Raw genomic sequence first — 24,813 nt, forward strand, 5'->3', positions numbered from 1 at the left:
GCCTTTTATTGCCCGCCGACGATTTGAAATAATAAGGTTGCCCCTCCCGTGTTTGAAAGTTTGCTCAAAAAAAGTGAAAACATCACGCTTGCTTCCGTTCCTGATGGAGCAGAGGCTTACGTGCTTTCAAAGGTGCTTGCTGAAGTTGAGGAGGGCGGCCTTGCGATGACTTATGTTGCGCGGGATGCAACCCGTATGGCGGCGCTGACGGAAGCTCTGGGGTTCTTTGCGCCTGATGTGGAAGTGCTTCAGCTGCCTGCATGGGATTGCTTGCCGTATGACCGTGTTTCACCTCATGGAGCGATTGTCGCGCGCAGGTTGCTGACATTGCTTCGGTTGGCAAAGGGGCTGCCGAAGAAAAAGAAGTTTGTTCTGATCACAACAGTGAACGCGGCTTTGCAGCGGATGCCAATTCGTGAGTGGACGGCCAATCATATTCTCTCGTTTATGCCGGGCAACCGTATCAATCCCGACAAAATCGTTAAGTGGCTGGAAGTCAACGGCTTTGCCCGCACGCCAACTGTGCGAGAAACCGGGGAGTATGCGGTACGCGGTGGCATTATTGACTTGTTTTCTCCGGCAACCAAAGAGCCTGTGCGTCTGGATTTCTTCGGAGATACACTGGAGTCCATTCGTTCCTTTGATACGGATAGTCAGAGAACGCTGGCCCAGAAGAAGGGGCTAACGCTTGTTCCTATGAGCGAGATCATTCTTGATCCTGAAACGATTTCGCGGTTCCGTCGTAACTATGTGACTGCTTTTGGGGCCGCTGGGCCTGAGGATGTTCTCTACCAGTCCATCAGTGAGGGGCGGCGTTATGCGGGGATGGAGCATTGGCTGCCTCTGTTCCATGATAACCTCTCTACTCTGTTTGATTATATTGGTGAAACGCCGGTTGTGCTGGATGCCAGTGCTGAGGACATGATCAAGGAGCGCCTTGAGCAGATTGAGGAGCATTTTGGTGCGCGTCAGGACGGGCTTCACAACAAAGCGCTTTCTTCTGGTGTGCCGTATAAGCCTATTCCACCAGTTGCTATTTATCTTCAGGAAACGCAGTTCAGCACATTTGTGGCAGACAGAGCCTCCGCCCAATTATCCCCGTTCGCGATGCCTCCGGGCACAGGCAAGACTGCGATTGATATGGGTGGCCGTCAGGGACGTAACTTTGCGGCTGAACGTGCTGCTGGTGATGTAAATATCTTTGATGCGCTTTCCAAGCATGTGGCTGCTCTTGCCAAGGATGGGAAGAGGGCGGTTCTTTCTTGTTGGAGTGAGGGTTCTCGAGAACGGTTAACCCAAGTTCTTAGTGATCATGGATTGGACCGCACTGGATATGCGGGCAATTCTGCTGAGTTGGGCAAGGTACCCGCTGGGCTGACCGCATTGATCCTTCTTGGACTGGAGCATGGCTTTGAGATTGATGATCTGGCCTTCATTGGGGAGCAAGATATCCTCGGTGATCGCTTGGTGCGTCAGCGTCGGCGTAAGTCCAAAGGTGCGAATGTTCTTACTGAGGCCTCGGCTCTGGCGCCCGGCGATCTTGTGGTGCATGTGGAGCATGGTATTGGGCGCTTTATTGGGCTGAAGACCATTGAAGCTGTTGGGGCGCCGCATGATTGTCTGGAGCTGCAATATGCGGGGTCGGACAAGCTTTACCTTCCTGTCGAAAACATTGAGCTGCTGACGCGCTACGGCTCAGAAGATCAGGAAGTTCAGTTAGATAAGCTTGGCGGCGGGGCATGGCAGGCCCGTAAAGCCAAGATGAAAAAGCGCATTCTTGAGATTGCCGACGGCCTGATCAAGATTGCGGCTGAGCGTGCATTACGAACAGCTCCGGCGATTACGGCTCCTGAAGGGGCTTATGACGAGTTCTCTGCGCGGTTTGTCTATGATGAGACCGATGACCAGATGAGTGCCATTGAAGCTGTGTTTGATGATATGGCTTCAGGGCGTCCTATGGATCGGCTCATCTGTGGTGACGTGGGCTTTGGTAAGACGGAAGTTGCTCTAAGAGCTGCGTTTTTGGCAGCGATGTCTGGGAGGCAGGTGGCGATTGTGGTTCCGACCACGTTGTTGGCGCGTCAGCATTACCGGACTTTTGCGGATCGTTTCAATGGATTGCCGATTGAAGTGCGTCAGGCATCGCGACTTGTCCCCGGTAAGGAACTGTCTGAGACCAAGAAGGGACTGAAAGAAGGCTCCGTCGATGTTGTGATCGGGACGCATGCGCTCCTGGGAAAAGCCATTGGTTTCAGGGATCTGGGACTTCTCATTATCGATGAGGAACAGCATTTTGGGGTGAAGCATAAAGAGCGGTTGAAAGAGCTGAAAAGTGATGTTCACGTTCTGACCCTATCTGCGACCCCGATTCCTCGTACCCTACAATTGGCACTGACGGGCGTTCGGGAGCTTTCCCTTATCGCAACACCGCCGGTGGATCGTTTGGCTGTGCGCTCGTTTATATCCCCGTTTGACCCGATGGTTATCCGCGAGAGTTTGCTTCGTGAGCACTATCGTGGGGGTCAGAGTTTTTATGTGTGTCCGCGCGTGTCTGATTTGGCAGAGGTGAGGGCGTTCCTAGAAGAGAATGTGCCTGAAGTTAAAGTGGTTTCTGCTCACGGGCAGATGCCTCCGGGAGAGCTGGATGACATCATGAATGCCTTTTATGAGGGCAAGTTTGATGTGCTTTTGGCGACGACTATTGTTGAGTCCGGATTGGACATACCAAACGCGAACACTTTGATTGTGCATCGCTCAGATATGTTTGGTCTGGCGCAGCTTTATCAGATCCGTGGGCGTGTGGGGCGTTCCAAGACACGGGCTTACGCTCTGTTTACGGTTCCTGCCAATAAGACGCTGACGCCTACTGCTGAGCGCCGCCTTAAGGTGCTGCAAAGTCTTGAGAATTTGGGGGCGGGCTTCCAGCTTGCGTCGCATGATCTGGATATTCGTGGAGCTGGTAACTTGCTTGGGGAAGAGCAGTCCGGGCATATTAAAGAGGTTGGGTTTGAGCTTTACCAGCAGATGCTGGAGGAGGCGGTTGCGCAGCTCAAATCTGGTGGTGAGGACTTCCAGGAAGACAAGTGGTCCCCGCAAATTGCTATCGGTACGCCTGTTCTTATCCCCGATACGTATGTGCCGGACCTTCAGTTGCGCCTTGAGCTTTATCGCCGCTTGGCGGATCTCATGGAGCTTGAAGACATCGATGGCTTTGGGGCGGAGATGATTGACCGCTTTGGGCCACTTCCTGAGGAAGTTCAACACCTTCTGAAGATTGTCTACATCAAGGGGCTGTGCCGCAAAGCGAACGTTGAAAAGATTGACGCTGGGCCGAAGGGCATCGTGATTGCTTTCCGCAATGGCGAGTTCAACAATCCAGCGGGGCTGGTATCCTACATCGCGGAGCAAACTATCCTCGCCAAGATCCGTCCTGATCAGAAGGTGGTGCTGACCCGTGACTGGCCGTCTGCGGATGATCGGTTGAAGGGAACCGCTGCTGTGTTGATTAAGCTCTCGCGGCTGGCTGAAAATGCCTGATTTTTCGTCTTAAATGGCTCATTTGCTGGGGTTTTTATGAAATCCCAGCGTTGCGTCGCTATGTGCGCGGATTTGCGTTTTTAGCGTTAAGATGAAAGGTTTTGTGAGCTGATTAATTTTGCTTGAGTTCTGTCGCTTCAACTGACGATGGGAGCAATGCAGCTTCTTAAAGAGCATTATTGGGTTGATATGGCGTCTTCCAATGTATGCTTATTCATGGTTTCAATGAATGATTGAGAGGCCTCGTAGAGGTAGTGCTTGACGTTGCAGGAACCGGTTATTCTGCACGTGTTTGTTGCTGGATCGAAGCACTCCACCATTGTCATGTTTGGTTCCAGTAATTTGATGACATCGCCCAACTGGATTTCGTTGCTTGGCTTGGCCAGCTGCATACCGCCCCCTTTGCCTTTGAAAGATGAAACATACCCCGCTTCAACAAGGCGTAACACAATCTTCACTAAATGGTTACGGGAGATGTCATGGTATTCCGAAACCTCTTTAACACTACATAAACGCTGAGGATTTGAGGCGAGATACATGAGTGTTCTCAGGCCGTAATCCGTAAATTTTGTCAATTGCATCTTGACGCCGTATGCTCTCGTTAATAATTAGCATTTGAAATGCACATTTAAGAGGCCCATCAAATGATCAGCCAAACTACCATTGAAATTGTTAAATCTACAGCACCTATTCTTCAGGAGCATGGAGAGGTATTAACACAGCATTTTTATAAGCGTATGCTTTCGCGCAATCCAGAGGTTGCCTCTTTCTTCAATACATCCAATCAGGAGCAGGGTACTCAGCAAAGAGCTTTGGCTGGTGCTGTAACTGCATTTGCGCTGCATATTGATAATTTGGAAGTTTTGGCTGGTGCGGTCGAGTTGATCGCGCAAAAGCACGCTGCTTTGCAAATCAAGGCTGAACATTACCCTATTGTCGGTGAGAACCTGCTTGCATCCATTCAAGAAGTTTTGGGAGATGCGGCAACAGATAGCATCATCAATGCATGGGCAGAGGCTTATGGTTTTCTCTCTAGTATTTTGATTGAGCGAGAAAGCACGATTTACAAGGAAAAAGCTGATCAACCGGGTGGCTGGGATGGTTTCCGAGACTTCGAGGTTGTTAAGAAACAGGCTGAGAGCAGCAACATAACGTCATTCTACCTCAAACCAGCAGACAAAGGTGCTTTACCCCAATCCTGAGCATTTTGAAAGCAGCGCTTGTGCGAGATGGAGACAGAGAGGTTATTCTGGTTCATGCCAGTCAGAACGAGACTGTCCAGGCTTTTAAAGGTGAAATAAATGAGCTTGCGCACCAGAACCAGAACCTGAAAGTCTATTATCGCTATAGTGACGAAGAGGCTGATGGCCAGTTCCGCACGGGTAATAGTTCAACAGGTTTAGTCGATCATAGTTTTCTGGAGAATCTGTCTGCTGGTCTTGAGGCGGACTATTACTTTTGTGGGCCAAAGCCGTTTATGGCTGGTCTCTACTCTAGTCTTCAGGATCGCGGCGTACCTGAGAAACAGCTCAATTTCGAGTTCTTTGGTCCAAAAGAAGATCTACTGGTGTCACATGAACATCGTGTTGAGATGGCCTAAAACAGCTCGCATTTAAGTTGAAGCAATGAACTGCTTTAGCCTTTGTTTTTGCGTCTCTTTGTCCGAAAATCGGTTCCCACTTTTCGGCGATACGCTGTAATTTCACTCCATAGAGTGATTGAACCGACTGGTTTGAAATGGATGAGCGCCCCATTCGTGGGGCGCAGTCTGGTTGACTTTAATGAGATGCCAAAAGTTATGCCCTTTTTTGGGGGGGCACACGGTACTGCTCTGTTTTAGAAAAAATAACAGATAAAGACAGTTTTCAATTGTTACGGAAACTCTTGGTTAAGGGCGTTGTGAAATAGTGCTGGGCATGTGACCATTTTTGTAATGAGTAGGTCAGTCAGTGCTAGCTACCACACGTCAGCGAAAACACTCCTATCTAAAGAATCTCCTTGTGCCGGGTATTGCCATTGGTGCGCTTTGCTACTTTGCATTTCATGCGCTCAACGGTAAGCTGGGTCTTGTGGGTCGACCACAGATTGAGCATGAGATTCTTGCGCTCGAATTGGAGCTTGATGAGTTGCGGGAAGAACGCCTGCAATTACAACGCCGTGTCATGTTGCTTGACCCGGAGAGCCTTGATCCAGACATGGTGGATGAGCGGGCTCGCGCTTCCCTTAATCTGGCGCACGTGAATGAAGTTGCAATCATGCGCAACTGAAACATCAGCGTGTATTAACTTGAATTGGGTTGATTTGGTTGAATTAACCTAATTTAAGTTAACTTGAAAATATCAATAAAATCAGCATCTTAGATAAATCCCCAAGTGTTTCTGCTCATATTGGCATTCTGCGCTGTGGGCGATAGTGTGCTTTCACCAATTCACGTCACAAAGAGACGAGGCTCATGGCTGGAACTCAATCCAAGTCTTCAGGCGGTCGCGCTAAAAGTGCTACCAAAGCCCGCGGTGCGATGAAAAACGTACCTGCACTAGTAGAATTCTCCAAAGATGAAGAGCTAAACGCTTATCGCGAAATGCTTTTTATCCGTCGCTTCGAAGAAAAGGCGGGTCAGCTTTACGGTATGGGTCTGATTGGTGGCTTCTGTCACCTTTACATCGGCCAGGAAGCTGTTGTCGTTGGAATGGAGATGGCCAAGGAAAAAGGTGATCAGATGATCACTTCTTACCGTGACCATGCTCACATGCTCGCTTGCGGCATGGACCCGAACGGCGTGATGGCCGAACTGACTGGTCGCCGCGGTGGTCTGTCCAAAGGTAAGGGCGGTTCCATGCACATGTTCTCCAAAGAACAGGAGTTCTATGGCGGACACGGCATCGTGGGTGCTCAGGTCTCACTTGGTACCGGTCTTGCGTTTGCGAACCGCTATAAAGAGAACGGCAAAGTTTCCATGGCGTTCTTCGGCGATGGTGCAGCCAACCAGGGTCAGGTTTACGAGAGCTTCAACATGGCGAAGCTTTGGAACTTGCCAGTGATCTACGTCATTGAGAACAACAAGTACGGCATGGGTACCTCCATTGAACGTGCTTCTTCCACGACAGACCTTAGCCAGCGCGGTGCTTCCTTCGGCATTCCAGGTGTTCAGGTTGATGGTATGGACGTGCGCGCGGTGAAAGCTGCGACCGACTATGCGATGGAATGGTGCCGTGAAGGCAATGGTCCTTACATCCTTGAGATGATCACCTACCGCTACCGTGGCCACTCCATGTCTGACCCTGCAAAATACCGCAGTAAAGACGAAGTCCAGAAAATGCGCTCTGAGCATGACCCGATTGAACAGGTTCGTGCTCGCCTTCTTGAAAAAGAATGGGCAAGTGAGGACGATCTGAAGGCTATCGATAAGGAAGTACGCGCTGTTGTTGCTGCTTCTGCTGAGTTTGCACAGAACGATCCTGAGCCGGATCCATCTGAGCTCTACACAGATATCGTGCTCTAAGGTCGGGATAATACATTATGGCTGTTGAAATTTTAATGCCTGCGCTTTCTCCGACCATGGAAGAAGGCAAACTTGCTAAGTGGCTTAAGAAAGAAGGCGACACCGTTGCTGCAGGTGACGTGATTGCTGAAATCGAGACCGACAAAGCAACCATGGAAGTGGAAGCGGTAGACGAGGGCGTGCTTGGCAAGATCCTCGTTGCTGAAGGCACCGAAGAAGTAAAAGTGAACGCGCCGATTGCAGTTTTGCTGGAAGAAGGCGAAGATGCATCTGCTGCTGACAACCTGGGCGCTGCTCCTGTTGCGCCGGCTGCACCTGTGGCTGCTGAAGCACCAGTCGCGCCTGCTGCACCAGCGGCTCCTGCTGCACCGGTTGTAAGCGTTGCACCTGCTGATCCGGAAATTCCTGCGGGCACCAAAATGGTGAGCATGACCGTTCGTGAAGCTCTTCGCGACGCGATGGCCGAAGAAATGCGCCGCAATGAGAACGTGTTCCTGATGGGCGAAGAAGTTGCTCAGTATCAGGGCGCCTATAAGATCTCCCAGGGTCTTCTGGATGAGTTCGGCGAAAAGCGCGTGATCGACACACCAATCACCGAGCATGGCTTTACTGGCCTTGCTGTTGGCGCTGCGATGGCAGGTTTGAACCCAATTGTTGAGTTCATGACCTTCAACTTCGCAATGCAGGCGATTGACCACATCATCAACTCTGCCGGTAAGACGCTTTATATGTCTGGCGGTCAGATGGGCGCACCAATGGTGTTCCGCGGTGCAAACGGTGCGGCTGCTCGTGTGGGTGCGCAGCACTCTCAGGACTTTGCAGCATGGTATGCTTCCATTCCAGGCCTTAAGGTTGTTCAGCCTTACACCGCAGCTGATGCGAAGGGTCTTTTGAAAGCGGCTATCCGCGACCCGAACCCGGTTGTGTTCCTTGAAAACGAGATCCTTTACGGTCAGCACTTCGACGTGCCGGATGTTGAAGATCTGGTTCTGCCAATCGGCAAAGCGAAGATTGTTCGCGAAGGTACTGATGTGACCATGGTTTCCTGGAGCATCGGCATGACCTACGCGCTACAGGCTGTTGATGAGCTGGCAAAGCAGGGCATTTCTGTTGAGCTGATCGATCTGCGTACCATTCGTCCGTTGGACATGGAGACTGTTCTGGCCTCCGTTCGCAAAACCGGTCGTCTGGTAACTGTAGAAGAAGCCTTCCCAATCTGTTCCGTTTCCTCTGAAATTGCTTATCAGGTTCAGAGCGAAGCCTTCGATTGGCTGGATGCGCCAGTTCTGCGCGTAACCGGTAAAGATGTTCCAATGCCATATGCAGCAAACCTTGAGAAACTGGCTCTGCCAAACACCAAGGAAGTTATCGACGCTGTTAAGGCTGTGACCTACACCGCCTAATTGGAGAAAAGTGGTATGCCAATCAACATTCTGATGCCTGCGCTTTCTCCGACAATGGAAGAAGGCAATCTGGCCAAATGGCTGGTTAAAGAAGGTGACGCAATTTCTGCTGGCGACGTGATTGCAGAGATTGAAACCGATAAAGCGACCATGGAAGTGGAAGCTGTCGATGAAGGCACCATTGGTAAAATCGTGGTTGCTGAAGGCACAGAGGGCGTGAAGGTGAATGCACCGATCGCGATCCTTCTGGAAGAGGGCGAAGACGCTTCTGCAATGGACGCAGCTCCTGCTGCTCCTGCGCCAGCTCCTCAGGCTCCGGCAACGCCTGAAGCTCCTGCTGCTCCAGCAGCGGTGGCACCTGCACCAGCTGCTCCGGTGGCTGCTTCTGGTGAGCGCGTGTTCTCATCTCCTCTGGCGCGCCGTCTGGCGAAGCAGAATGGTCTGGACATTGCCCTGATCAACGGCTCTGGCCCGCATGGCCGCGTTGTGAAGCGTGACGTTGATGCTGCGATTGCTGCTGGCACTGGCAAGGCTGAGGCCGCGCCTAAAGCTGCGGACGCACCGAAGGCTGCTGAGGCTCCAAAAGCTGCGCTGGCGTCTGGCCCATCTGATGAACAGACCCTCAAGCTGTTTGATGAAGACAGCTACGAGCTGGTTCCTCACGATGGCATGCGTAAGATCATTGCAAAGCGCCTGACAGAGTCCAAACAGACTGTTCCACACTTCTACCTGACGCTGGAGTGTGAACTGGATGCTCTGTTGGCTCTGCGTGCGCAGCTCAATGCTTCTGCACCGAAGGACGGCGACGGCAAGCCAGCTTACAAGCTGTCTGTCAACGATATGATCATCAAGGCGCATGCATTGGCACTGAAAGCAATTCCGGCTGCCAACGCATCTTACCTTGAGAGCGGCATGGTTATGCATAAGCATGCTGACGTTGGTGTTGCTGTTTCCATTGATGGTGGCCTGATCACTCCGATCATTCGCCGCGCTGAAGAGAAAACGCTCTCCACGATCTCCATCGAGATGAAAGATCTGGCAAAGCGTGCTCGTGAGCGCAAGCTGGCTCCAACCGAATTCCAGGGCGGAACAACCTCTGTTTCCAACCTTGGCATGTTCGGCATCAAGGAATTTGCTGCGGTGATCAATCCTCCGCACGCAACCATCCTTGCTGTTGGTGCTGGTCAGAAGCGTCCGGTTGTGAAGGGCGATGAGATCGTTCCTGCGACTGTGATGTCTGTGACCCTTTCCACTGACCACCGTGCGGTGGATGGTGCGCTGGGTGCAGAACTTCTGCAGGCCTTCAAAGGCTACATCGAAAACCCGATGTCCATGCTGGTTTAATCAGGACTTACCGGCAGGAAACAGGAACCCCTGCTTTTCTGCCGGTAGATCCAAGTGGTAGGTGTGAGCAAATAGAGTGGAGTAAACTGAAGACCGTTTGAGCAAGGAGACCGTATGATATGGTCAAAGTTGTCGATGGCTTCACGTTTTTCAACGAACTCGATACCCTGGAAATTCGTTTGGGCGAACTTTTCGATGTGGTGGATGAGTTCATTCTTGTAGAGGCCACCAAGACCTTTACGGGACACGAAAAGCCTCTCTTTTTTGCTGATAACAAGTCGCGGTTTGCACCGTTTTTGAGCAAGATCCGACATATCATTGTCGAGGACATGCCGGAGACACCGCAGAACGCCTGGTCGAGGGAGTATCACCAACGCGATTGCATAGAACGCGGCCTTAAAGATCTTGCGGTGAAAGATCTGATCCTTGTTTCCGACGTGGATGAAATTCCAAAGCCGGAAGCGCTGCTCAGAGCGAAAAATGACCCCAGGAGCTGTAAAAGCCTGACATTCTTTGGCGCTGATATTTTCCGATACAGACTGAATTTCAAAGATGATGTCTCGGATTTTACCTCGTGCCCGCGAATGATCAGCGCGATGTTTTTCAAAGGTGCTCAGGCTTTGCGGCGTGAGCGAGCTTATCAAAGCAAAAGTCTCTCTCCTGTTCTCGAGGCTGCTTTGTGGCAATGGAAAGCTCTTACACGGCATAGCCGGCTTATGCGACGTCAATTGATCAGGTCTTCCAGCTGGCACTTCAGCTTTTTGGGGGACATGGACAAGGTGGTGACAAAACTCGAGGCTTACTCGCACACCGAACACATGAATGATGCCTATCTGGGCCGTGCGCAAAGAACGCTGGACCGTCTGGATGCGGGCGATGGCAGAGGAAAGCTGGTCGCTAAGGACAGCGGAGAACTGCCCGACTACGTTTTGGAGAACTTTTCCAAGTTCTCCCACCTTTATGTGGAGCCTCAAGCTCCTTGATGCCGATTTGGCGAGGTTAAAGAGATGAGTGGCAACGCCTACGACGTGATTATCATTGGTTCTGGTCCTGGTGGCTATGTAACCGCAATCCGCTCCGCGCAGCTTGGTTTCAAGACCGCGATTGTCGAGCGTGAACATATGGGCGGTATCTGCCTGAACTGGGGCTGTATCCCAACCAAAGCGCTGCTGCGTTCTGCTGAGATCTACCATTACATGCAGCACGGCAAGGACTACGGTCTTTCTGCTGAAAACGTGAGCTTTGACGCTTCTGCTGTTGTGAAGCGCTCCCGTGGTGTTTCCGGTCAGCTCAATGGCGGTATCGGCTTCTTGATGAAGAAGAACAAGGTCGACATCATCTGGGGTGAAGCTAAGCTCACCAAGCCGGGTGAGATCTCTGTTGGGCCTTCTTCCAAAGACGCTATGCAGCCACAGCACCCAACACCTAAGGGTGTGAAGGGCCACGGCACTTACTCCGCCAAGCACGTTATTGTTGCAACTGGTGCGAAGCCGCGCGTTATTCCAGGTCTTGAGCCTGACAAAGAAAACATCTGGACCTATTTTGAAGCGATGGTCCCAGAAAAAATGCCTAAATCCATTGTTGTGATGGGTTCTGGCGCGATCGGCATCGAGTTTGCATCTTTCTATAAGACAATGGGCGTTGATGTGACCGTTGTTGAAATGATGTCGACCATTATGCCGGTTGAAGATCCTGAAATCTCCGCGATTGCGAAAAAGCAGATGGAGAAGCAGGGCATCAAGTTTGTGATGGAAGCGAAGGTCTCCAAGGTTGTTAAGGGTGGCGGTCAGGTGACTGCGACTGTAGAGACCAAAGACGGCAAGACGCAGGAAATCACCGCTGAGAAGCTGATCTCCGCTGTTGGCGTTGTTGGTAACATTGAAAACCTTGGTCTTGAAGCGCTTGGCATCAAGACAGATCGTGGCTGCATCGTGACTGACGGCTTTAGCCGCACCAACGTTCCTGGCGTTTACGCGATTGGTGATGTTGCTGGTCCTCCAATGCTGGCGCACAAGGCTGAGCATGAAGGCGTGATCTGCATTGAGAAGATCTCCGGCCTTGATGTTCACCCGATGAAGAGCGAGCAGATTCCGGGCTGTACCTACTGTAACCCGCAGGTGGCTTCTGTCGGTCTGACCGAACAGCGTGCGAAAGATGCTGGTTATGAGCTGCGTGTTGGTCGTTTCCCGTTCATGGGTAACGGTAAGGCGATTGCTCTTGGTGAGCCTGAAGGTCTGGTTAAGACGATCTTTGACAAGAAGACCGGTCAGCTGCTGGGTGCCCACATGGTTGGTGCTGAAGTGACCGAACTCATTCAGGGTTTCGTCGTTGCCATGGGTCTTGAGACCACCGAAGAAGAGCTGATGCACACTGTCTTCCCGCATCCGACCCTTTCCGAAATGATGAAGGAAAGTGTTCTTGACGCCTACGGACGCGCTCTAAATATGTAAATCAAATCCCTCTCACTGGAATTTTACCAGTGAGAGGGACTTAATTTTTCCCGGGTACTCTTCTTATCAAAAAGGAGAAGAGCCGTGGACTTTATGAAATCGATCATATGGCTGGTGACATCAGCCGTTTGTGCCGTTGTAGCTACTGTGCTGGTGATGGCTACAGTTGGCGGAGAGTTCGCCGTGTTGATTATCGCCGGATTTCTCGGTGGTATTTCAGGGGTTTACCTGTTCGAATTTGCGGATGTGGAAGTTTCCCTGGGGAATGAATATCTCGACCAGGCGGTCGTTGCGATGGTTGGCGCCATTGCGTTTGCTCTGATTGCCTCACTGATTGGTGGGGATGCAATTGGCTTTGAATAGGCGTGGTCCTGAGGCGCGGAACTGACTGAACACCAGTGTCTGGCATTGAGAGATGCTTCATTTCCTGTTATGGACCACTAAACTTATAAGAGACAGCGACACTGACCCTTAAGGCAAGTGTGAAGCAAAGTCTCGGACCTGACGGAACTGATATGGTTACACTGGTAAATACACTCGATCCTAATCATAAAAGCCAAACGGCGTCTGCAATGCAGGAAAAAGAGCGTCCGCGCCATCCGGAAAAAGCGCATCGCCCGGATAATCCTGTTCAGCGCAAGCCAAAATGGATCCGTGTTAAGGCGCCCACTTCTCCTGTCTACAAAGAGACCCACGAGCTGGTTCGCAAGAACAACCTCGTTACGGTTTGTGAGGAAGCTGGTTGCCCGAATATCGGTGAGTGCTGGTCCAAGAAACACGCAAGCTTCATGATCCTGGGTGATACCTGTACCCGTGCCTGTGCGTTTTGTAACGTGCGTACCGGGATGCCTGGCCCAGTTGATCAAAATGAGCCTGAAAGCATTGGTAAAGCTGTTGCGTCCATGGGTCTGGAACACGTGGTGATCACCTCTGTGGACCGTGATGATCTTGACGATGGCGGTGCGACGCACTTTGCCAACGTAATTGCTGCGATCCGTAAAGCTTCTCCAAAAACAACTATTGAAGTGCTGACGCCTGATTTCCTTCGTAAGGAAGGCGCGGTTGAGATTGTTGTTGCGGCCAAGCCTGACGTGTTTAACCACAACATGGAAACAGTTCCTTCCAACTATCTGAAGGTTCGTCCGGGCGCTCGCTACTTCCACTCCATCCGCCTGCTACAGCGCGTGAAGGAGATTGATCCTGAGATGTTCACCAAATCAGGCATCATGGTTGGTCTGGGTGAGGAGCGCAACGAAGTGCTTCAGTTGATGGATGATCTGCGTGTTGCTGATGTGGACTTCCTGACCGTTGGCCAGTACCTGCAGCCAACCAAGAAGCACCATCCGGTGATGAACTTCCCAACACCAGACGAGTTCAAGGCCTATGAGAAGATTGCTTACGCAAAAGGCTTCCTGAAGGTTTCCGCGAACCCGCTGACCCGCTCTTCCCACCACGCTGGCGAAGACTTTGCCGAGCTGAAAGCAGCCCGTAAGGCAAAACAGGGCAACTAAGCACTGGTTCCAACCAACGAATTTTTAAAAGTGTCACACTAGAAGGTGTGACGCTTTTTTTGTTTGTGGGGGGATTACTGGATCATGCTGGTTTCTTCTTCTGCCGCGGAATTCTTACCTGTCCGGTTGCGAATGCTACGCCTGCGAAGATAAGGAGCAGGCCAGTCAGTAGGCTTGTTGTGAGGGCTTCGTTAAGAAACAATGTGCCAAGCAATACGCTGAAACCGGCTCTGAGATAACTTCCTGTTGTCACTCCTAAAGGACCGAGCGTTCGCACAAGGCGAAAGTAGATCACCATTGCGAATGCGGTGGAGAATGCACCCAGAGCAAATATCGAGAGTAGAGACTCAGTTGATGGTGAAAGCTTCACTTGCTGGTCGAGCATGAATGCAATCGGAGCCATAAGACAAGCTGCGAGAGTCATGGAGCAGGCTGCTGTCAGCAGCGGTGGTTGATAAGAGAAGCGCTTTGCGTTCAAGGCAGCTAAGGCATAACAAAGGCTTGCGCCTGTGATTGCGACTTGTCCGAGGACCGAGTTTTGCTCTCCTGCAAAGGCTGCAGGCCCTATGATGACACCAACACCAGCAAATCCAATTAGTATGCCGAGGAACTTTCTGATGTCTGCGGCTTTGTCCTGAAAAATAAAGTAGCTGATCAGAAATACAAATAGAGGCGGCGTTGTGTTGAGGAGCCCAGCAAGACCACTGGAGGTATGCAGTTGCCCCCAACTGATGAGTGTGAAAGGGAGCGCATTTTGCAGGATACCCTGTACTAAAAGTTCCCCCCAACGTTTGGCTGAATTTGGGAAACGAATTCCGCAGATCAAGACCAGGGCTATCAGGATCGTGGCACCAATCAGTAGCCGGAAAAGAACTGTAGTTGCTGGCGGAATGGTGGTGATTGCAACTTCGATAAGGGTGAAGGAAGCTCCCCAAAGGAAGGACAGGATTATGAGAAGGCAGATCTCCGACATGAGCTTGGTAGATGTTTGAGGCATAGTTGTCCTTTCAGAAAACCACTATTTCTTGCCACAAATGATTTGGTGACACTGGCTGGATACGGACTCCATCGTCAATTTGGGATCGACAGATTCAAATAAAGAGAATTTACTGCTGCTATGATTGATGTGGTTGCAGAGTTCCCAGACTGGAAGACGTGTGATCGTGCGCGATTAGCAAGAGATCGCAGTTATGACGGTGTGTTCTTCTCAGGAGTTAAGTCTACCGGGATTTATTGTCGTCCTGTTTGTCCTGTTCGGCCTGCAAAATCAGAAAATGTTGGTTTCTATCCGACTGCTGCAGCAGCGGAACAGGCAGGATATCGCCCATGCCTCCGCTGCAGGCCCGAGGCTGCGCCCGGTAGTCCCGCATGGATGGGGACTGCAACGACAGTCGGCCGTGCGATGCGCCTCATCCATGCGGGGTATCTTGATAATGGCACTGTCCACCAACTTGCTGAAACTCTTGGCATAGGGAGCCGCCATCTAGCACGTTTATTTTCTCAGCATCTTGGGGCCACACCCAGTCAGGTTGCTGCCACAGTAAGACTTCAGCGTGCTAAGCGTTTGATTGATACCACAGACCTAACGTTGGCAGAGATCGCGTTTGCTTCGGGCTTTGGGAGCATACGACGCTTTAATGCTGTGTTTCAGAAGTTGTACGGCAGACCTCCATCTTCACTTCGAAGACCATGATTATTTGCGTGCTTAAGCCTATCTTCTTCCGCTCCTTCTAATCGCCTGAGTAGGCTGGGGGGCGGCGTTCTATCCAGGCGTTGAGGCCTTCGTGGATGTCGTTGGTGGGGACCATTTGGGCGAATTGAGTGGCTTCGATTTGGAGGCCTTCGGAGATGGTTGTGTTGAGGCCGCGGGTGACTGCGGTGAGGATGCGGGCAGCAGCAAGTGGGGAGTGGCGCAGGATGCGTTCTGCCAGAGCGAAGGCTTCTGGCAGCAGGTCGCCGTGAGGGACAACCTTGTTGATGAGGCCAAGTTGGTAGGCGCGTTCCGGGCCAAAGGGATCTCCTGTGAGCAGCAATTCCAGTGCGCGCTTGCGACCTGCCAGACGGGGCAGGCGCTGGGTGCCTCCGAAGGTGGGTGGGATACCGATGTTGATCTCTGGTTTGGCAAAGACGGCGCGATCTGAGGCGATTGCCAGATGGGCGGCCTCTGTGATTTCGCAGCCGCCACCAAACGCGATGCCGTTAACGGCGACGATGATGGGTTTGGTGAAGTTCTCGATGCGGCTGGTCATGGTCTGGCCGCGGCCTACGAACTCTTTGACGGCCACATCTGTCCCCTTGGTGACACTCTGGGAGAACTCATGAATGTCACCTCCAGCGGAAAATGCCCGTTCTCCGGCTCCTGTCAGGATGACTGCGCTGATTTTGGGGTCATCTTCGATCCGGTTCAGAAGTTCCAGAAGGCGGTCGTTGGTCTGGTAGTTCAGTGCGTTGAGCTTTTGCGGACGGTTGAGAGTGAGCAGGGCGATGCGATCTCTGACTTCAAACAGAACGAGCTTTTTCATGGTCTTTCCCTTGGTTCACGATGGATTGACTTTAGGGTAGGAGTGCCGCACTCTTCAGTAAACTCACTGGTTAGTATACATGGCTCAGAAAACTCCTCAGGGGACCCGCGATCGCATTTTGGATGCTGCAAACAGGCTGTTTTACGGTGAGGGCATTCGTGCCGTCAGTGTGGACGCTGTTGCTGAGAAAGCGGGTATCACCAAGAAGACGCTCTACTATCACTTCAAAAGCAAAGATGATCTGGTGACGGAGTATCTTATCTCCCGAGACCAACCCAATCTGGAGGCCTTTGCGATGTGGTTTGATGAGGCGGAGGGAAGCACTGCGGACAAGACGGCTGCGATTTTTCTGCGTGTTGCGGAAAACGCCCGGCATCCAAAATGGAAGGGATGTGGTTTCATTCGCACAGCTGCGGAACTTGCCAATATGCCGGGACATCCAGCTGTTGTGGTGGGGGCAAAGCACAAGAAGAAGTTTGAGGCCTGGCTGGCGCAGCGATATGAGCTTGCTGGAGTGAAGGAGCCTGAAGTGTTGGCGCGCCGTGTGGTGTTGCTGATGGAAGGGGCGTTTTCAACCATGCTTATCCATCGTGATCCTGCTTATGCGGAGGACGCGGCTGATACGGCAAGGTGCCTTGTTGAGTTGCAGGGGACATCTTAGTTGGATCGGCATATGAGCGCCCCCTTTAAGATGTGAGGCGCTCCTTCAGGAATCTGTTTCAGTTCAGTTGGTTGCCAATGCTCTGGTGGTGCGCATGTTTTGCAGCCACGTGGTGATGTAGGACAGGCTTTCCTCCCAATTGTCTTCCAGCATAATGTCGTGTCCGGCATGAGGTACGATCTTATGCGTTGCCTCATAGAGTGCTGAAGAGTGCAGGGAGCGGTTGAACGGGATGATGGCGTCTTCGCTGGCTGTGAGCCACAGTTTGGGTGTTTCGTCATCCAGCGGTGGAAACCATTGCGGTGGGCGGTGTTGGAAGAGCACGACGTCGGATTCTGGCCCGAGCTGACTCTGAATGTACTGCGCAACCGGGTTTGAGCGTTCTGCAAGGAACCATTTTGCCACGACTTTGGGTGATCTGAACTGGAACTTGTATCCCAGGAACGGAGACAGCGCTGTTCCGAGCCAATCGATGGACATGGCGTTTTTCAAGCAGTCTTGCATGACATCAATGGCTGTCCATGAGGCGACAAAAACGGCTGCTTTCAGGCCGCCGACATGCTTCAGGTACCATTGCACCAAAGCACCGCCCATGCTGTGGCCGATCAGGACGGCTGGCTGGTCGTGATGAGCGACCTCCTCGTGCACAAAACGGAGGTAGTAGCCCAATGTAGCTTCTGCTGTGGGGCGTTGCTCTGGTGAATGTCCGTGGCCGGGCAGGCTGATGGCGACACTCTCCCAGCCGGATTCTGCGAGTTTTTCCTGATAGTTTTTCCAGCACCATGCACCATGCCACATGCCGTGAATGAAGATGAGCGGAGTTTTGTGCCTGGCTTGATGGGGAATGTATCTGATGCGTTCAATGCCGTTTTCGACCACCGTTATCTGATGATATTTAGCGGTTTCTTCGCGGCTGATGACCTGTACAGGGGTGTCTGTAAGAGTATTAGTGGTTTTGAGGTAATCTTCTTTTCCGCCTTCCTTGGCGAAGCGGGGAATTTTAAAAGGACTAAGCATTGGGTCTGCTTTCAAAAGGAGCTAAGTATTAGCGCATAGTGTAGAATTGAGTTTTAAGTACTGACCAGAGTTTTGAGAATGAAACGGTTGCGTTAGATCGTCGCGGTATATTTGCGACGTGAAAATTTATGATGCTTTTGGCTCACAGCGGCCTACTTGATGAAAGGAAACCTGAAAAATTTCTTGGCAAATCGAAAAAGGTCGCTTAGAGCATCCTGAAGAATTTTTGAAAAACTAGAAGAAAAAGAACGCGAGCATATGCCGTCTTTTGAAAGCACACACCGGGTTCAGCACAGTGCTGATGATATGTTTGATCTGGTTGCAGATGTGGAGCAGTACCCTCAGTTTGTGCCTTTATGTCAAGCATTACGTGTGCGCGGACGCCGGAAGATTGATGATCACCGTGAAATGATGGTGGCGGATATGACTGTGGCTTACAAGGTTTTTAAAGAGACGTTTGCCAGCCGCGTAACCCTTGATCGTGAGGCGAGTAAAATTACGGTTGAGTATCTGGATGGCCCGTTTCGCCATCTGGAAAATGTCTGGAGCTTCGATCCGGTTTCCGAAAAGGAATGTGATGTGAGCTTCTATATCAATTATGAGTTCAAAAGCAGGACACTTGGCACCATGATGGGTGCTATGTTCGACCGCGCCTTCCGCAAATTCTCCAGCGCCTTTGAAGACCGCGCCGATAAAATCTACGGCACCTAAAAATCTGAAATCTGATGCTGGCTAAAATTGCGTTTTTCTGGATAATCTAAATATATTCCATAATTGTTGGGGTGATCCGTTTTCTCGTGTGGGCTATCGTAAGGTCTTAAGGTGTTGCTTTAATCCTGCAGGGAAGAGGTCAACGCCGTTTGGGGTGAGCTCTTCGGGATCGAACCAGCGTGCGGTGATTTCTGTTCCGCTGTCTTCCTGAAATGTGATCGCTTCCTGTGTGGTGAATGCCTCTGGCGGGAATGTTACATTTGCGATGAATAGGATCTCGTGGCCTGTCTGGCCTTCGTGCTCATAAATGTTTTCCATAACCAGAGGGCGCTTGAAACGGTGAGGACTCAGGTGGAAAATCTGTTGGTTTGCCACATAATTTTTCCAAACGCGTTAACCCTAGCAATGTCCACGTGTGATGAAGCGGAAACAAGAGGAACTACTGCGGTTGGTTTAATAATATGTGCGCCTCAAATCATGCGATGCTTTTGCACATTCATTTGTCCTACTCCTTCTTATACCAAGTCCATCCTTTGTATTGGCAGTACACTTGGTACGATGCAGCGGTTCTTTTAGTTAACCTAAAGCCTGATAAGCAAATGTCGTTGTTTGAAAGTAACTTTAAGCGAAGCAAATATCCAATTCTAAGGCCATTATATTTTTGCCAAAATGTTAGCCCGTGATCATCCCAATAATTAAAAGAACTACTCTTTTTGCATTTATTCTTTTCTATTTCATGAAAAAACAGATCGAATATCACTTTAAGCTGATCTTTGTTTTTGCTGGAAAAACTATAGCCTGATTGGTTGATGGCATTTTCGAATAACTTTTCATAATCACATGATCCTGCATGCTTTTGGGGGGCGGAGGTGCATCCGCTGATAAATAAAGCAAATGGACAGGCGACCAACACACGAAACGTTGTTTCCCAAGAGAGGGGTATGGTTACAGGAAGCAGCTTTTTAAGTTCTATGATCAAGCGAGGGCACACAAAGGTTGAATTTAACTTTAGAGGTGCAAGTTGATTATTATTGCGCGCCTAATACAATCCTTTAGAATTGCGGGCGGTGTTGGAGGCTTAAGCTAGTATCCTGCTGACCTGTGCCGCTTGATTGGTCCAAATTAGAAAGTTTATGCATGGTTGGCTTTTGGTCCATCGAAATGATGACCTCAGGAGTCTGCGGACGCCTTTGAGGGTGCTGGCATCATCATAAACTTCTGCGGTCAGAAGTCTTTTGCTGCGTCAGTGGGGCCCGAGAGACTTCACCTTAATGGTTTGTGCAGGTCGCCATGTGTGCATTTGAGCATGCTCAAATGCAATACTTTCATGTATGAACAGCGGGCTTTGGGTAATGATTTAAGCCCACTCGTTGTCTTGGAACCGTGAGATTTCTCAGAAATGCCGCTTAATTCTTGTCGCGATTGTTCAGGAACTGGCTCAGGCGGGAGCCTCTGTTCTCGTAGTTTTTGGAGATTTCGGCTTCGGCTTGCTCTGGAGTGAGGCCATTGCGCATAACGAAGGTGCGTCTGATCGCCTGAAAACGGTTGGTGAGTTCCTTATCCGGGTCACCGTGCTCCATGGTCTTTTCAAGAGAAGCGTAAATGCCAACGTCTTTGAGGTTCAGCTGTGTTGTTGGTTTGGTGCACAGAACCACCCAGCCATAGCCCTGGTTTACTTCAAGGCGGATCTTGTGGCCGAGTTGTTCTTCCCACTTTGTCCAGGCAACGGAGTAAGGGCGTACCCAATAGGACTGGCCGCACAGGCGCAGCTCCTTATAGCCGCCGCGTGGCATTTTCTGTACTTCGTGAGAGCCGATGAACTCGTCATCGAGCCCTCTTGAAATGAGGAATACATCTGATGCCGCAAATGCTGAAGTGCTCAAGCACATGCCCAAAAACAAACTAGCAATAATTCTCATGGGTATACCGTGACATTCCGTTGTAAATTTAAAACAGATTTTATCTAAGTTTTCTTAGAATGTCTTAAAGTAGTAGTGCCTACCTGGTGCCCTTTTAACGAGAAGGTAAATTTCGATTAGCTGTTTTCAATAAAATTTTCTAATAATTTTAATGCTTGTACCAGTGCCTGGAAGCGTATTCCCTCGCGTCCGGTGTTCTCGAAGAGGCATTGCACGTGCTTGGTTTCCTCGGTGTCAGCGGCAAAACCAAAGTGGACAAGTCCGACGGGTTTGTCTTTGGTGCCGCCGTCCGGGCCAGCAATGCCAGTGATGGAAACGGCCACGTTGGCGCTGGAGCAAAACAGGGCGCCGCTTGCCATGGCTTTGGCGACTTCGCTGCTGACCGCGCCATAGCTCATGAGCAGGTCAACCGGGACGCCGATCATCTCGTGCTTGGCTTCATTGGAATAAGTGACAAAGCCGCGATCAAGCACAGCAGAAGAACCGGGCACTTCTGTTAGCAGGCCTGCGAGTAGGCCGCCAGTGCAGCTTTCTGCTGTGGTGATTTTGATATTTTTTTCAGCGTATCTGGAGACGAGAACGCGTGCTCTTTCCTTAAGGCTGAGGATGTCGGTCATGGTTCTCTCCCATTGATTTTTGGCGGCGTTCAGTCTTCGAACGGAAGCCGGATGGTTGCGCAGGCTTGCGCGGCAATGCCTTCTTGGCGACCGGTGAAACCCAGCTTTTCGGAGGTGGTTGCTTTCACAGCCACACGGCCAATGGGCAGGTCGCAGATCTGCGCGATCTGTTTGCGCATTTCTTCCCGGTGCGGGCCGATTTTTGGAGCTTCACAGATCAGCGTTAAATCCAAGTGTGCGACCATGCCGCCGCGCTTGTGAACCCGGTCTATTGCGTATTTTAGGAACTGGTCAGACGCCGCACCTTTCCACTGCATATCAGAGGGCGGAAAGTGTGAGCCGATGTCGCCGTCTGCCAGGGCGCCGAAGATGGCATCCGTCAAGGCGTGTAAGCCAACGTCAGCATCGGAATGGCCTTTGAGTTTTTGGGTGTGCGGGATGGAAATGCCGCCGAGAATGACGGCGTCACCGTCTTCAAATGCGTGTACGTCGTAGCCGGTTCCAACGCGAATGTCGCCAAGGTCTGCGAGTTGTTTCATGGCGATCTGTTCCTGTGCGTTCGTCATGTCTTTGAGTGTGGTGAGCTTGATGTTTTGCGGGTCGCCTGCCGTGATGGTGACAGGTTTGCCTTGCCATTCAATAAGGGTCGTATCATCGGTGAAGCTGTCGATATTTTGGTTGATGGCTTGCTGATGAGCTTTCCAGATAAGTGGATAAGGGAAGGCCTGCGGTGTTTGGGCTGCCCATAGATGGGTGCGATCGACGGTTTCCAAAACCTGCTGGTCTGCGTTCGCTCGCTTCAATGTATCTGCCACCGGCACAGCTGGGAGCGCGGCTTGCGCGCCATTTTGCAGGGCTGTGATGGCATCTTCAATCACAGTGGGTGTGATGAAGGGGCGGGCAGCGTCATGGATCAGGACGTAGTCCGGGGCGTGCTCTTCCAGTGCTTTGAGGCCGCAGGCTACAGATGCCTGTCGTGTAGCTCCGCCTGTGACAGGTTTGATCAGGCGATTGTCTGTCAGCGTGCTTGCGGCGTCTTGATAGGCCTCAGCGTCGTCTGCGTGGATGACAGGGAGGACAAGGTCGACCTGTGTGGCGGATAAAATTGCTTCCAGTGTTCTTTGCAGAACAGTCTTTCCGCCAAGGTCCCGGTATTGCTTTGGGCTGCTGTTATTTTGCGTCGACATGCGTGAACCGCGTCCGGCTGCAACTATGATACATGCAATTTTTTCAGTGGACTGCAAAACTGGATCACCTGATTGAGTTGAAGCTGCTCCCTTATGCCAAGAGGCGTGAGCAGCTGCGTGGAAACCGTGTTGGTGAGGGTTTTGCTCGATTTAAGAGCGAAGCTCAACACTTCAATCTCTTCTCTTTAATATTCCCTTGCCTAAATTTTTAGTTTGGTTAGAATATGTGCAACTTCATATGCTGCTTATCAAATGTGCAACTGGGCTCTTTCAAGAAATATGCGTAATGCTTACGATAGGTAATATCCCTCTCAAAAACAAAGTTATTCTTGCGCCAATGTCCGGCGTTTCGGATTTGCCGTTTCGTCGTATCGCCCTGCGCTATGGTGTGGGTTTGGTGGTGAGTGAAATGGTGGCCAGTGAAGCGCTGTGTACCGGACACCCAGAATCGCTGATGCGGGCCGAAGGTGAGGGCATTGATCCTCATATTGTGCAGCTGGCAGGCAAAGACCCTCATTGGATGGGAGAAGGTGCGCGCATGGCTGAAAAAGCTGGTGCGGATGTGATCGACATCAATATGGGCTGTCCTGCGAAAAAGGTGACTTCTGGCTATTCCGGTTCTGCTCTCATGAAAGATCTGGACCATGCGATGACGCTGGTTGAGGCGACGCTGGATGCTGTGTCTGTTCCGGTGACGTTGAAGATGCGCCTTGGCTGGGATGAAACGTCCATCAACGCGCCAGAGCTTGCCAAGCGGGCGGTAGATGCTGGCGTGAAGATGATCACCGTACATGGCCGCACACGCTCTCAGTTTTACAAGGGCAAAGCGGACTGGCGGGCTATCCGGCAGGTGCGGGATGTTATTCCGGATGTGCCGTTGGTGGCCAATGGTGATTGCTGCAAGTTTGAGGATGCAGATGAAATGTTGGCGCAATCCGGAGCTGATCTGGTGATGGTTGGCCGTGGTGCTTATGGGCGCCCATGGGTGCCGGGGCGGATCGCGCATTATCTGGAGACTGGTGAACGGCTTGCTGACCCGCATGGGGAAGAATTGGCCGCGCTTGTTGTGGAGCACTACGACGCCATGTTGGAGCAATACGGCTTTGAGATCGGCGTGCGAGCCTTCCGCAAGCACATGGGCTGGTATCTGGAAGCTGCGGGACGGCTTGATGATGCGCCGCAAGGATTTATGCGAGGGCTTATGACCAGTCTGGATGCAGACCTGGTGCGAAACACCCTTTATGACTGGTTTGTTCAAGTACCGATGAGGAGTGCTGCCTGATGTTGGAGACGGGAGGAGACACTCTGACGGAAGCTAATGCTGGTTTGGGCGAAGGTGTGCCGGGACAGGCCGTTTTGGATTCCCTGCCGCACCCAGTTGTGGTGGTTGGAGGCGACGATAAAATCACTGGCGCCAACAGTGCTGCGGAAGATTTTTTCCATGCTAGTTTGTCGATGCTGAAGCGCCGTGAGGTGTCGTGGTTCGTGCCGTTTGGTAGTCCGCTGCTGGGTTTGATTACGCAGGTTCGTGAGCGTGGTGGTGCGGTCAATGAGTATAAGGTGGACATTGGCACGCCGCGCATTGGGCAGGAAAAACTGGTTGATATTCATGCGTCTCCTTTAAGTGAGGCTCCGGGCAGTGTTGTGCTGTTGTTTCAGGAGCGCACCATGGCGGAGAAGCTGGATAAGCAGCTGACCAGCCGCGGTGCAGCGCGTACAGTGACCGGCCTTGCAGCGATGTTGGCCCATGAGATCAAAAATCCGCTCTCAGGTATTCGCGGTGCAGCTCAGCTGCTGGAACAATCAGCCAGTGAGGATGATCGCACGCTGACCCGTCTCATCATGGAGGAGACGGACCGGATCGTGAAGCTGGTGGACCGGATGGAGGTGTTTTCCGATGAGCGCCCGATTGACCGTGAGCCGGTGAACATTCACGTGGTGCTTGATCATGTGAAGCGTGTTGCAGAAAATGGCTTTGCCTCCAAGGTGAAGATTGTCGAAGATTACGACCCCTCCTTGCCCCCGGTTTATGCCAATCGGGACCAGCTGGTGCAGATCTTTATCAACCTGATCAAGAACGCGAGCGAAGCGCTGAGCGGCGTGAATGAGCCGGAGATTGTTGTCTCCACGGCCTTCCGTCCCGGTGTGCGTTTGTCTGTGCCTGGCGTTCAAGAGCGTGTGAGCCTACCGCTTGAGTTTTGTGTGCGCGACAACGGCTATGGGGTGCCGGAAGATCTGCGGCCGCATCTGTTTGATCCGTTTATTACGACAAAGACGAATGGCTCTGGTCTTGGACTGGCGCTGGTTGCCAAGATCGTAGGTGATCATGGCGGTGTGGTGGAGTGTGAGAGTGGCAATCGGGGCACGACCTTCCGTATTCTGATGCCTGCTTTTACCGGGCCTGACGTACATTCTGGAATTGAGGACTAAGA

The 24,813-nt window shown here is 51.5% G+C and carries 25 protein-coding genes; 16 read left to right on the top strand and 9 right to left on the bottom strand.

Translation table 11 applies throughout. The features are described 5' to 3' along the window. The first annotated feature begins 48 nt into the window (after positions 1 to 48). Entirely contained in the window at positions 49 to 3,537 is a 3,489-nt protein-coding gene (mfd, locus tag BM231_RS18235; protein WP_093521599.1) for a transcription-repair coupling factor, read from the top strand. A 176-nt stretch (positions 3,538 to 3,713) separates the two neighbouring features. On the opposite strand, the gene BM231_RS18240 is transcribed toward mfd, so the two are convergent. Next, positions 3,714 to 4,118, bottom strand: a complete 405-nt coding sequence (locus BM231_RS18240; protein ID WP_093521601.1) for an Rrf2 family transcriptional regulator — start codon at positions 4,116 to 4,118, stop codon at positions 3,714 to 3,716. 63 nt (positions 4,119 to 4,181) lie between these two features. Here BM231_RS18240 and BM231_RS27200 point away from each other — a divergent pair, with 63 nt between their 5' ends. The 10 genes from BM231_RS27200 (at position 4,182) to lipA (ending at position 13,747) form a co-directional block, all read left to right on the top strand. Next, a complete protein-coding gene (locus tag BM231_RS27200; protein WP_208860483.1) occupies positions 4,182 to 4,739 on the top strand; it encodes a globin domain-containing protein in 558 nt (185 codons plus the stop codon). A gap of 20 nt (positions 4,740 to 4,759) precedes the next feature. Next, the gene (locus tag BM231_RS27205) at positions 4,760 to 5,137 is read left to right on the top strand and encodes a ferredoxin reductase domain-containing protein (RefSeq protein ID WP_208860484.1); all 378 of its coding nucleotides are present in this window, start codon (positions 4,760 to 4,762) and stop codon (positions 5,135 to 5,137) included. A 349-nt stretch (positions 5,138 to 5,486) separates the two neighbouring features. Beyond that, entirely contained in the window at positions 5,487 to 5,804 is a 318-nt protein-coding gene (locus tag BM231_RS18250) for an FtsB family cell division protein (RefSeq protein WP_208860485.1), read from the top strand. Between the two features lie 251 nt (positions 5,805 to 6,055). Continuing rightward, a complete protein-coding gene (gene pdhA, locus BM231_RS18255) occupies positions 6,056 to 7,039 on the top strand; it encodes a pyruvate dehydrogenase (acetyl-transferring) E1 component subunit alpha (RefSeq protein WP_425287824.1) in 984 nt (327 codons plus the stop codon). Between the two features lie 17 nt (positions 7,040 to 7,056). Beyond that, positions 7,057 to 8,442 (top strand): pyruvate dehydrogenase complex E1 component subunit beta, encoded by a 1,386-nt coding sequence (locus BM231_RS18260; RefSeq protein WP_093521605.1) that lies wholly within the window; start codon positions 7,057 to 7,059, stop codon positions 8,440 to 8,442. A gap of 15 nt (positions 8,443 to 8,457) precedes the next feature. Continuing rightward, entirely contained in the window at positions 8,458 to 9,786 is a 1,329-nt protein-coding gene (locus BM231_RS18265) for a pyruvate dehydrogenase complex dihydrolipoamide acetyltransferase (protein ID WP_093521607.1), read from the top strand. A 119-nt stretch (positions 9,787 to 9,905) separates the two neighbouring features. Further along, complete coding sequence (locus BM231_RS18270; RefSeq protein ID WP_093521609.1) at positions 9,906 to 10,769, top strand: glycosyltransferase family 17 protein; 864 nt, start codon at positions 9,906 to 9,908, stop codon at positions 10,767 to 10,769. A gap of 24 nt (positions 10,770 to 10,793) precedes the next feature. Then, positions 10,794 to 12,236 carry a dihydrolipoyl dehydrogenase gene (lpdA, locus tag BM231_RS18275; RefSeq protein WP_093521611.1) on the top strand — a complete coding sequence of 481 codons (1,443 nt, stop codon included), beginning with the start codon at positions 10,794 to 10,796 and terminating at the stop codon, positions 12,234 to 12,236. 93 nt (positions 12,237 to 12,329) lie between these two features. Then, the gene (locus tag BM231_RS18280) at positions 12,330 to 12,599 is read left to right on the top strand and encodes a hypothetical protein (RefSeq protein WP_244278253.1); all 270 of its coding nucleotides are present in this window, start codon (positions 12,330 to 12,332) and stop codon (positions 12,597 to 12,599) included. A gap of 152 nt (positions 12,600 to 12,751) precedes the next feature. After that, a complete protein-coding gene (gene lipA, locus BM231_RS18285) occupies positions 12,752 to 13,747 on the top strand; it encodes a lipoyl synthase (RefSeq protein WP_063311276.1) in 996 nt (331 codons plus the stop codon). An 82-nt stretch (positions 13,748 to 13,829) separates the two neighbouring features. On the opposite strand, the gene BM231_RS18290 is transcribed toward lipA, so the two are convergent. Continuing rightward, complete coding sequence (locus tag BM231_RS18290; protein ID WP_093521613.1) at positions 13,830 to 14,744, bottom strand: DMT family transporter; 915 nt, start codon at positions 14,742 to 14,744, stop codon at positions 13,830 to 13,832. Between the two features lie 120 nt (positions 14,745 to 14,864). Here BM231_RS18290 and BM231_RS18295 point away from each other — a divergent pair, with 120 nt between their 5' ends. Further along, complete coding sequence (locus BM231_RS18295; protein WP_093521615.1) at positions 14,865 to 15,440, top strand: bifunctional transcriptional activator/DNA repair enzyme AdaA; 576 nt, start codon at positions 14,865 to 14,867, stop codon at positions 15,438 to 15,440. A gap of 37 nt (positions 15,441 to 15,477) precedes the next feature. Here the strand turns inward: BM231_RS18295 and BM231_RS18300 are convergent, their stop codons facing one another. Then, a complete protein-coding gene (locus BM231_RS18300; RefSeq protein ID WP_093521617.1) occupies positions 15,478 to 16,269 on the bottom strand; it encodes a crotonase/enoyl-CoA hydratase family protein in 792 nt (263 codons plus the stop codon). Positions 16,270 to 16,348: 79 nt separating this feature from the next. On the opposite strand from BM231_RS18300, the gene BM231_RS18305 reads away from it, so the two are divergent. Next, positions 16,349 to 16,930 (top strand): TetR/AcrR family transcriptional regulator, encoded by a 582-nt coding sequence (locus BM231_RS18305; RefSeq protein WP_093521619.1) that lies wholly within the window; start codon positions 16,349 to 16,351, stop codon positions 16,928 to 16,930. 63 nt (positions 16,931 to 16,993) lie between these two features. Here BM231_RS18305 and BM231_RS18310 read toward each other — a convergent pair whose 3' ends face one another. Continuing rightward, positions 16,994 to 17,947 (bottom strand): alpha/beta hydrolase, encoded by a 954-nt coding sequence (locus BM231_RS18310; RefSeq protein WP_093521621.1) that lies wholly within the window; start codon positions 17,945 to 17,947, stop codon positions 16,994 to 16,996. Between the two features lie 258 nt (positions 17,948 to 18,205). Between BM231_RS18310 and BM231_RS18315 the strand changes: the two genes are divergently transcribed. Then, a complete protein-coding gene (locus tag BM231_RS18315) occupies positions 18,206 to 18,658 on the top strand; it encodes a type II toxin-antitoxin system RatA family toxin (RefSeq protein WP_082597188.1) in 453 nt (150 codons plus the stop codon). A 93-nt stretch (positions 18,659 to 18,751) separates the two neighbouring features. Here the strand turns inward: BM231_RS18315 and BM231_RS18320 are convergent, their stop codons facing one another. From BM231_RS18320 to BM231_RS18340, 5 genes are all read right to left on the bottom strand, one after another. Then, the gene (locus BM231_RS18320; protein WP_208860486.1) at positions 18,752 to 18,976 is read right to left on the bottom strand and encodes an NUDIX hydrolase; all 225 of its coding nucleotides are present in this window, start codon (positions 18,974 to 18,976) and stop codon (positions 18,752 to 18,754) included. A 187-nt stretch (positions 18,977 to 19,163) separates the two neighbouring features. Beyond that, a complete protein-coding gene (locus BM231_RS18325; protein WP_139226367.1) occupies positions 19,164 to 19,637 on the bottom strand; it encodes a hypothetical protein in 474 nt (157 codons plus the stop codon). Between the two features lie 427 nt (positions 19,638 to 20,064). Further along, complete coding sequence (locus BM231_RS18330; protein ID WP_063311320.1) at positions 20,065 to 20,541, bottom strand: hypothetical protein; 477 nt, start codon at positions 20,539 to 20,541, stop codon at positions 20,065 to 20,067. Between the two features lie 152 nt (positions 20,542 to 20,693). Further along, a complete protein-coding gene (locus BM231_RS18335; protein ID WP_063311271.1) occupies positions 20,694 to 21,194 on the bottom strand; it encodes a CinA family protein in 501 nt (166 codons plus the stop codon). A gap of 29 nt (positions 21,195 to 21,223) precedes the next feature. Then, the gene (locus BM231_RS18340) at positions 21,224 to 22,438 is read right to left on the bottom strand and encodes a bifunctional 2-C-methyl-D-erythritol 4-phosphate cytidylyltransferase/2-C-methyl-D-erythritol 2,4-cyclodiphosphate synthase (RefSeq protein WP_167550315.1); all 1,215 of its coding nucleotides are present in this window, start codon (positions 22,436 to 22,438) and stop codon (positions 21,224 to 21,226) included. A 229-nt stretch (positions 22,439 to 22,667) separates the two neighbouring features. Between BM231_RS18340 and dusB the strand changes: the two genes are divergently transcribed. Together dusB and BM231_RS18350 are read left to right on the top strand one after the other, a co-directional pair. After that, on the top strand, positions 22,668 to 23,663 hold the full coding sequence (gene dusB, locus BM231_RS18345) for a tRNA dihydrouridine synthase DusB (RefSeq protein WP_093521625.1): 996 nt from the start codon (positions 22,668 to 22,670) through the stop codon (positions 23,661 to 23,663). Next, the gene (locus BM231_RS18350) at positions 23,663 to 24,811 is read left to right on the top strand and encodes a two-component system sensor histidine kinase NtrB (RefSeq protein ID WP_208860487.1); all 1,149 of its coding nucleotides are present in this window, start codon (positions 23,663 to 23,665) and stop codon (positions 24,809 to 24,811) included. The genes dusB and BM231_RS18350 overlap by 1 nt, the downstream gene beginning before the upstream one ends. Positions 24,812 to 24,813 lie beyond the last annotated feature (2 nt).

The sequence above is a fragment of the Pseudovibrio ascidiaceicola genome (assembly GCF_900114245.1).
Classification (GTDB): Bacteria; Pseudomonadota; Alphaproteobacteria; order Rhizobiales; family Stappiaceae; genus Pseudovibrio; species Pseudovibrio ascidiaceicola.